The sequence below is a fragment of the Streptomyces purpurogeneiscleroticus genome (assembly GCF_020024005.1).
GTDB classification, from domain to species: Bacteria; Actinomycetota; Actinomycetes; order Streptomycetales; family Streptomycetaceae; genus Streptomyces; species Streptomyces purpurogeneiscleroticus.
Window position 1 is genome coordinate 1 of record NZ_NHSG01000235.1, and the last position, 8,173, is coordinate 8,173.

The window sequence follows — 8,173 nt, forward strand, 5'->3', positions numbered from 1 at the left end:
CGCCCCGCCGTGTGGGGGGTGGTGTGGGGGCCGGGTCAGCCCTGGTAGGCGCCGAGGGCCTTGGTGAAGTCCAGCGGCTGCTGGTCGATGGAGCTGCAGGTCGGCTGGGCGGTGCCGGAGGAGCCGCCGTCGCACGCCTTGTCGCGGGTGGCGGACCACATCGACAGCCAGCCGAGGTGCTGGGTGGCGGCGAAGTCCGCGAGCTCCTTGGCGTCGTCCTGCGTGAAGATCTCGGTCGCCACGTCGTTGACGCCGATCATCGGGGTCACGGCGACGGTCTTCCAGGCGTCCGCCTCGCTCAGCCCGAGGGCGTCCTTGACCTGTTTCTGGGTGGCGGTGGCGGCCTGGATCGCGTACTTCCCCATGTCGCCGTCGTACGAGGCCCCGTAATCCATCGCCATGATGTTGACGGCGGAGATCTTCACCCCATTCTTCCTGGCGTCGGCGAGGAGGCTCACGCCGTCCTGGGTCAGTCCCTCGGGCATGACGGGGAGGGTGAAGGAGACGTCCAGGTCCGGGTGGGCCTTCTGGAGCTCGGCGATGGCCTGCGCGCGGCGGGTGTTGGCCTCGGCGTTCGGCAGCGCGCCGCCCTCGATGTCGAAGTCGGCCTTCTTCAGGTCGTACGCGTCGACGACCTTGCCGTACGCGGCGGCCAGTTCGTCCGCCGAGCCGCAGGCCAGCCCCAGCTCGGAGCCGGCCGCGCCGCCGAACGACACGCGTACGTCGCCGCCCTCGGCGCGCAGCTTCGGTATCTGCTGCGCGACCGGGTCACTGTCCAGCGCGCCGCTGCCGCCCCACTTGGGGTCGCAGCCGCCGCCGGAGGTGATGAAGGCGAGGTTGAAGGTCTTCACCCCGGTCTTCTCCGCCGTCCCCACGAGGTCGTACGCGGGGCTGAGCGAGGTGTCGACGTACGGGGCGAACGCGCCGCCCGCCGCGGCCTGTTCGGCCGGCGTGGCCTTGCTCGCCTGGGCCGCGCCGGCGACGGCGAACGCGCCGCCCGCGGCGAGCGCGGCGGCGGCGCCCGCGCCGATCAGCTTGGCCGTGCGGCTCGTACGGCGGCGGTGTACCGGAGAAGTCATCTGCTGCCTGCCTGTTGTCTCGTGGGGGGTGTCCCGTGGGGGGTGACGTCCCGCACGCTAGCGAGCGGGAAACGGACAATCGGTAGGTTCCGCGCGCCGGGCAGCGGACTTATGGGCCGCTTAAGGAAGCGAAAGGGACGGGTTAAGCGGGTGCTGCGCGCCGCGCTTTGAGGCGCCGGGCCGCGGGCATCCGGCGGCGGAGCCGGCCCAGCCGGCGGCGGGCCCGGTGGCGGCGGCCTGCGGACCCGCGGCCGCGCCTGTCGTGCAGGGCGAGCCAGATGCGTACCTCGGTACCGCCCAGGACCGAGCGGCCGATCCGGACGTCGCCGCCGGTGGACTCCGCGAGGCGGCGGACGATGTCCAGGCCCAGCCCGGTCGAGCCGTCGCCGCCCTGGCCGTGGCCGCGCCGCAGCGCGGCGGCCGGGTCGGCGATGCCGGGCCCGGCGTCCGACACCAGGACGATCACCGCGTCCTCGGCGTTGTGCACGTCCACGGCGAACGCGGTGCCTTCGGGGGTGTGCCGGAAGACGTTGCCGAGGAGCGCGTCCAGCGCGGCGGCCAGCTCGGGGCGCGCGACGGGGACGCGTACGGGACGGTCCGCGCCCGCCACTCGTACCGTGCGCCCCTCGTCCTCCGCGAGCGCCGACCAGAACCCCATCCGCTCCCGGATCACCTCGGCCGCGTCGCACCCGGCTGCCGCCGCCACCTGCTGGGTCACCGCCTGCTGCTCGCGCGCGGTACGGATGATCTGGTCCACCTCGCGCTCCAGCTGAGCGACGGCGGCGCGGGTGTGCTCGGCGGCCGGGCCGTCGCCGAGCGAGGCCGCGTTCAGGCGCAGCACGGTCAGCGGCGTACGGAGGCGGTGGCTGAGGTCGGCGGCCAGCTCGCGTTCGTTGGCGAGCAGCTGGACGACCTGGTCGGCCATGGAGTTGAAGGCCACGGCCGCCGAGCGCAGCTCCTTGGGGCCGTCCTCCAGGACCCGTACGCCCAGCTTTCCGTCGCCCAGGTCGTGCGCCGCGCCCGCGAGCCGCTCGGCGGGCCGCACCATCCGGGTGCCGAGCCGGTCGGCGACAGCGACCGAGCCGACGATCAGCGCGAGGCCGACCCCGGCGAGCAGGACCCAGGACGTCGTGACGCCGTTGGTGACCGCCGCTTCCGGGACGAAGACCTCGACCACGGCGGTGCCCGAGGCGACCGCGGTGGGCTGGAGCAGCGAGGAGCCGCCGCGGACGGTGGTGACGGACGCGCGGCCGTACCGGGCGGCCCGTGCGACGTCCGCTGCCGCCGCCCGGCCCGCGCCGATCACCGCGGGCGCGCCGCCCCGGCCCGTCGGCGGTACGTGGACGCCGAGCTGGCCGCCGGGCCCGGTCTCGGCGCTGGCGACCGCGCGGGTCAGCGCCGCACGGTCGGTGGTGATGGCGAGTACTGGGCCGATCGCGGCGGCCTGCCGCTCGGCGTTGGCGAACGCGCGGTCCCGGGCCAGCTCCTTGACGACCATGCCGAGCGGGACGGCGAACGCGATCACCACCATGGCCGTGACCGCGAGCGCGACCTTGACCAGCGCCCATCTCACGGCAGGGGCCCGGCCTGCGGTGATTCCGCCTGCGGCGGCTCCAGCTTGACGCCGACGCCCCGCAGCGTGTGCAGGTACCGGGGGCTGGCGGCGGTCTCGCCCAGCTTGCGGCGCAGCCAGGACAGGTGGACGTCGATGGTCTGGTCGTCGCCGTAGGACTGCTGCCACACCTCGGCGAGCAGTTCCTTGCGGGGCACGACCACGCCGGGGCGCCCGGCCAGGAACGCCAGCAGATCGAACTCGCGGCGGGTCAGGTCCAGCGGCGCGCCGTCCAGGTCGGCCCGGCGGCGCAGCGGGTCGACGGTCAGGCCGCCGACCTGGAGTATTCGGGAGGGCGGCGGCCCGCCCGCGGCTCCTTGGGCGCGGCGCAGTACGGCGGCCATCCGGGCGGACAGATGTTCCACGGAGAACGGCTTCGTGAGGTAGTCGTCGGCGCCGTCGTTGAGCAATCGGACGATCTCGGCCTCGTCGTCGCGCGCTGTGGCGACGATCACGGGGACATCGGTGATGCCGCGCAGCATCTTCAACGCCTCGCGGCCGTCCAGGTCGGGCAGGCCGAGGTCCAGGACGACCACGTCGAAGCCGACCTGGGCCACCTCGCGCAGCGCCTCCAGGGCGGTGCCGACGCTGCGCACGGTGTGTGCGGCGTCGGACAGATGCCGGATGAGGGCCGAGCGTACGAACTGGTCGTCCTCGACCACGAGCACACGAGCCATGGGCGGCACCGTACGCCATTCGGGTGCGGTTCTTGACCGGCGATTGACGATCGTCGTCCGTTTCGCATGGCCCTGTGGTCCGTTTCGCACGGCCCTGTGGCGGAGCGTCGTGCGCGGCGCCCGGGGTGGTGCAGTATGAACCGGGTGCTACGAGGACTCATTCATGCGGGCGCCTGGACACTGGCGACGGGCGCCGCGGTCACGCTGTCGTGGTTCGGCGTGCACACGGTGGTCTCCGGTACGGCGTACGACCCGCCGCGCGCGCTCCCGATCTCCGACAACGCGCCTGGCGCGCAGCCCGAATCCGAGAGCGGCGCCGCACCCCGCGCGTCCTCCACCCACCGCCCCAAGCCCTCCGGCACGCCGTCGCCCTCCCCTACCCGGCAGACCACGCGGCCGGAAGAGCCGGCCGCACCGCCGCACACCCCGGCGCCGAGCCGCTCCGCCACCGCGCCGGACGGCGGCGGGGACGGGGACGCGGGCACGGTCAGGAGCTACCGCACCGACGGCGGCCGGGTCGTCCTGGACCTGAAGCCCTCGCACGCGGAACTGGTGTCGGCGACCCCCGGGCCCGGCTGGCAGATGCAGGTGTGGAAACAGGACGGCTGGCTCCGGGTCGACTTCACCCGGGGCAATGACCACACCTCGGTGATCTCCGCCTGGAACGGCCATCCGCCGGTCGTCACCACGGACAACCACGCCCAGTAGAGACGCGGCGCCGCGCTCTCAGTCGAAGGTGCCCGGCGGCGGCGCGGGCGAGGCGACCGCGGTGGCGTCCGTGACCGGCACCGCGCCGCCTGCGAAATCCCGCAGCGCCCGCCCGTGTTCGACGCGGCCGGTCTCCGGGTCGGTCGCGGCCCGCCGGGTCAGCTCGGCGACCGGCAGCGGGCCGCCGGCGGCGAGCAGTACGGCGTTCCCGAAGCGCTTGCCGCGCAGCACCGAGGGCGCCGCGGTCAGGCACAGCTCATCGAAGACCGTGCCCACGGTGGCGATCTGGGCGCGTACGAAGGCCAGCGGCGGGCCGTCCGCGAGGTTGGCCGCGTACCAGCCGCCGGGCGCCAGCACCCGCGCCGCCTCGGTGACGAACTCGGTGCTGGTCAGGTGCGCGGGCGTACGGGCACCGCTGAAGACGTCCGCGATGATCAGATCGGCCCAGCCGTCCGGGACCTTGGCGAGCCCGGCACGGGCGTCGCCGCCGCGTACCTTGACGCGCGCCCCGGAGTCCAGCGGCAGCTGCTCGCGGACGAACTGCACGAGCGGCGCGTCGATCTCCACGACCTGCTGGGTGGAGCGGGGGCGGGTCGCCGCGACGTAACGCGCCAGGGTGAGCGCGCCGCCTCCGAGGTGCAGGACGCGCAGCGGCTTGCCGGGCGGGGCCGCGAGGTCGGCGATGTGGCCGATGCGACGCTGGTAGGGGAAGTCGAGGAACACCGGGTCGTCGAGGTCCACGAAGGACTGCGGGGCGCCGTCGATCAGCAGCATCCAGCCGCGCGGCCGGTCCCGGTCGGGCCGCAGCTCGGCGCGGCCGCCGGCCACCTCCGCCGTCACCGGCTCCCGTGCCGCACGCACCCGCCTGTTCTTCGCCATCCGGCCAGTATCCCCGACGGGGCCGGACCGGCCGCAGGCCGCGGGGGCCGCTCAGCAGCAGCGGTCGACGGCCTCGATCGTGCGGGCCGCCTCGCCGAGCGCGGCGCGCAGCACCACGGGGTCGGTCGCCGCGGCGAACGCGCCCTCCGGGGGGACCAGCCAGCCCGTGCCGGCCACCGGCGGCTCGTCCGCGCCCCGTACGCTGCTCCCCCGCCCGCCGTCGTACGTCTGCGTACAGGCACTGCCGGGCAGGTCCCAGCCGTCGGCCGTGCCCGGGGGCACCAGGAAGCCGAGGGTGTCGCACGCGCCGTCGTGCAGGACCGGGCCGACGCCGTCCCGCAGCCGGAGGATGTCCACCGCCTCCAGGCCCTGCCGGGCCGGCACCGTGACCAGGTCGAGGTCGCGCGGCGGCTCGGCGGTCCCGGTGACGGCGGCCCCGGCACCACCCTGCACACCCGAAGCGGTCTCGACGACACCCTTGCCCCCGCCGGCCTTCAGCACGGAAACCCCTCCTCCTGACGCGCCGCTCCTTACACCTGATGCAACGCGAAAGCGCGTCAACAGCAACGGCGTCAGGACGCTGTAAAGGATGGCACTTCATGGCGGATGCCGGGTGAGATATCCCTTTTGTAAACAAACTGTCCGTATCGCGGGTGTCACGGACGGTACCGTCTTCCCGCCGCGCCGCCCAGTGTGCGGCACCGCCGCACGGATGGCATGCAGAGGGCCCGCCATGACGTCACCCACAGGTCCAGCAGCGCCGGCCCGCGACCTGCCGGCCCGCCCGAACACCGCCTTCCGGCAGTTGCGCGGCCGGCTGTCCCCCGGCGAGTTCGCGGCTGCCGTGCGCCGGGCCGCCCGCGAGATCGGCGAGCAGGTCTCGTGCGACGCGCGCTACGTGGGGCGCGTCGAAGCCGGGGAGATCCGGTGCCCCAACTACGCCTACGAGCGGGTGTTCCGGCACATGTTCCCCGGCCTCTCCCCGGCCGACATGGGGTTCGCACCGCGCGAGTCGGTACGCGGACGGGGCGCGCGGGCGCACACGGACGCCGCGCGCCCGGCACCGCACGACCACTACGACACCTCCACCCTGAACCACCGCGACACATCCACTCAGAGCTACGAGGAGAGCGACGTGCTGCGTCGCGCGTTCATGACCGGCGGCCCGGCCGCCGCGCTGGGGATCGCCGGCCTGGCGCCCCTCGGGTCCGCAGAGTCCGTACCGCCCCTCATGGGCGGCGCGAGACGCGCGGGAGGAGCCGAGGCGGCGGCCGTGGAGGACGCGGTGCGCCGCATCCGGCTGCTGGACGACCGGCACGGCGCCGAGGGCATCTACCAGCGCGCGGCCCAGCCGCTGCGCGCCGCCTACGAACTCCTGGACGCCGGGACGCACCGCCAGTCGGTCGCCGACCGGCTGCACGCGGGCGCCGGCGAACTGGCCATCTCGGTGGGCTGGCTGGCCCACGACTCGGGCCGCTTCGGGGACGCCCGCTCGCACTACGCGGAGGCGCTGGCCACCGCGCGGGTGGCGGGCGACCCGGCTCTGGAGGCGCACGCGTTCTGCAACACCGCGTTCCTCGCCCGGGACGCGGGCCGGCCGCGTGAGGCGGTACGCGCCGCGCAGGCCGCCCAGCACGCCGCGAAGCACCTCTCCTCGCGCCGCCTGCTGTCCCTGCTGGCGCTGCGCGAGGCGGGCGGCTGGGCGGGGCTCGGCGACCGGGCGGGCTGCGAGGAGGCGCTGCTGCGGGCGCACCGGCTCTTCGCCCACGGGCCGTCCGACGCCGACCCGGAGTGGATGTCCTTCTACGGGGACGCCGAACTCGCGGGCCTGGAGGCGCAGTGCTGGTCGGCGCTGGGGGAACGGGGGCGCGCGGCGGAGCTCGCGCGCCGCGCCGTGGCACTCCAGAACCCGCACTTCACGCGCAACATCGCGCTGTTCACTGCGGAGCTGGCGGGCGATCTGGCGGGCAGCGGCGCGCCCGACGAGGCGGCCGCCGCCGGGCTCCGCGCCCTGGAGCTGCTGGGCGAGGTCGGCTCGGCCCGCATCCGTACGATGCTGGCCGGTACGGCCGAGGCGCTGCGCCCGCAGCGCCGCGCCACGGGCGTCGCCGCCTTCCTGGACCGGCATGCCATGGCGGCCCGCCCGGCCTGAGCGCCCGCGTCCGTACCCGGGCGCCGCGCGCGGCCGGACCGGCCGACGGCGCTCAGCCCAGGTGGCCCGTGTCGTTCCAGCGTTCGATGGCCGGGGCGCCGTAGGCCCAGCCGAGGACCGACAGGGAGGTCGGGTCGAGGCGGATGCGGGCCCCGAAGGAGAGGTCCTCGCCGAGCCAACGGGCGCACAGGGAGCGCAGGATGTGGCCGTGCGCGAAGACGAGCACGTCGCGGCCGCCCGCGCGCACCTCCTCGATGACGCCGTCCACGCGCTGTGTCACCTGAGCGAGCGTCTCGCCCTCGGGGACGCCGTCCCGCCAGATGAGCCAGTCGGGCCGGTCCGCCTTGATCTCGGCGGGCGTCATCCCCTCGTACGCGCCGTAGTCGATCTCCATGAGCGCGTCCCAGTCCGCCGCGCGGTCCCCGAAGCCCGCCAGCTCGCAGGTCTCCTTGGCGCGGATCAGGGGGCTGGTGCGCACCGCCACATCCGGGAGCCCGTCCCAGGGCGCGCGGTGCAGCCGCTCGCCGAGCAGCTTGGCGCCGCGCCGGCCCTCTTCGAGGAGCGGGATGTCCGTACGCCCGGTGTGCTTGCCGGACAGGGACCACTCCGTCTGCCCGTGCCGGGCCAGCAGGATGCGCGGTGCCATGGGATTACCTCTCACCGGCGCGAACCCGCTCGCCGCCGGCCTTGCTCGTTCGTGCCGCCGTACGGGGCCGGCGGCAGTACGTCTCGTTCCGTCCGGTCCATCATCGCGCATGCGTTCCACGGGCCACGCGGGCCCCTGGAGGCGCTGCTCTCGGCTGCCCCCAGCTGATCCCAACTGCTCCCGGCTGATCCCGGCTGCCCCCAGCTGCCCTCATGGGCGGCTCGCACCGCACAGCCTCGAAGCGCGTGGCGTGATCGTTGTCCGTGCGGGCGGTGGTGCGCCTGGTCTTCGCGCGAATGTCGGTGGTGGATGCGAGACTTCCGCAGGTGAACGTTTTCCGCGACAGTCGGCCCGAGCCGGCGGCGGCGCGCGAGGCGCGGCCGCGGCCGGCGGCGGGGCTGCGCGCACGCCTGGCCGAGC

The 8,173-nt window shown here is 74.9% G+C and carries 7 protein-coding genes and 1 pseudogene; 2 read left to right on the forward strand and 6 right to left on the reverse strand.

Annotated features, from left to right (window positions below):
- Positions 1–35: 35 nt before the first annotated feature.
- From CCS38_RS15270 to CCS38_RS15280, 3 genes and pseudogenes are all read right to left on the reverse strand, one after another.
- Positions 36–929: pseudogene (locus tag CCS38_RS15270) on the reverse strand (chitinase); the annotation flags it as partial.
- A gap of 292 nt (positions 930–1,221) precedes the next feature.
- Positions 1,222–2,652, reverse strand: coding sequence for a sensor histidine kinase (locus tag CCS38_RS15275; RefSeq protein ID WP_223733812.1), 1,431 nt, complete (start codon positions 2,650–2,652; stop codon positions 1,222–1,224).
- Positions 2,649–3,368, reverse strand: coding sequence for a response regulator transcription factor (locus tag CCS38_RS15280; RefSeq protein WP_223733813.1), 720 nt, complete (start codon positions 3,366–3,368; stop codon positions 2,649–2,651). Before CCS38_RS15280 ends, CCS38_RS15275 begins: the two co-directional genes overlap by 4 nt.
- Before the next feature lie 135 nt (positions 3,369–3,503).
- On the opposite strand from CCS38_RS15280, the gene CCS38_RS15285 reads away from it, so the two are divergent.
- Entirely contained in the window at positions 3,504–4,076 is a 573-nt protein-coding gene (locus CCS38_RS15285; RefSeq protein ID WP_223733814.1) for a hypothetical protein, read from the forward strand.
- 18 nt (positions 4,077–4,094) lie between these two features.
- On the opposite strand, the gene CCS38_RS15290 is transcribed toward CCS38_RS15285, so the two are convergent.
- Both CCS38_RS15290 and CCS38_RS15295 read right to left on the reverse strand, forming a co-directional pair.
- Positions 4,095–4,955 (reverse strand): spermidine synthase, encoded by an 861-nt coding sequence (locus CCS38_RS15290; protein ID WP_223733815.1) that lies wholly within the window; start codon positions 4,953–4,955, stop codon positions 4,095–4,097.
- A 51-nt stretch (positions 4,956–5,006) separates the two neighbouring features.
- Positions 5,007–5,408 carry a hypothetical protein gene (locus CCS38_RS15295; protein WP_223733818.1) on the reverse strand — a complete coding sequence of 134 codons (402 nt, stop codon included), beginning with the start codon at positions 5,406–5,408 and terminating at the stop codon, positions 5,007–5,009.
- Between the two features lie 280 nt (positions 5,409–5,688).
- Here CCS38_RS15295 and CCS38_RS15300 point away from each other — a divergent pair, with 280 nt between their 5' ends.
- Positions 5,689–7,107: an NsdA family TPR-like regulatory protein gene (locus CCS38_RS15300; protein WP_223733816.1), complete on the forward strand. Its 1,419-nt coding sequence runs from the start codon at positions 5,689–5,691 to the stop codon at positions 7,105–7,107.
- 52 nt (positions 7,108–7,159) lie between these two features.
- On the opposite strand, the gene CCS38_RS15305 is transcribed toward CCS38_RS15300, so the two are convergent.
- Complete coding sequence (locus CCS38_RS15305) at positions 7,160–7,753, reverse strand: histidine phosphatase family protein (protein WP_223733817.1); 594 nt, start codon at positions 7,751–7,753, stop codon at positions 7,160–7,162.
- Positions 7,754–8,173: the final 420 nt, after the last annotated feature.

What these genes read in the sequence shown, in the direction of transcription:
- CCS38_RS15280 (WP_223733813.1), bottom strand. Translation starts at nt 3,368, where the DNA reads ATGGCTCGTGTGCTCGTGGTCGAGGACGACCAGTTCGTACGCTCGGCC.
- CCS38_RS15285 (WP_223733814.1), top strand. Translation starts at nt 3,504, where the DNA reads ATGAACCGGGTGCTACGAGGACTCATTCATGCGGGCGCCTGGACACTG.
- CCS38_RS15290 (WP_223733815.1), bottom strand. Translation starts at nt 4,955, where the DNA reads ATGGCGAAGAACAGGCGGGTGCGTGCGGCACGGGAGCCGGTGACGGCG.
- CCS38_RS15300 (WP_223733816.1), top strand. Translation starts at nt 5,689, where the DNA reads ATGACGTCACCCACAGGTCCAGCAGCGCCGGCCCGCGACCTGCCGGCC.
- CCS38_RS15305 (WP_223733817.1), bottom strand. Translation starts at nt 7,753, where the DNA reads ATGGCACCGCGCATCCTGCTGGCCCGGCACGGGCAGACGGAGTGGTCC.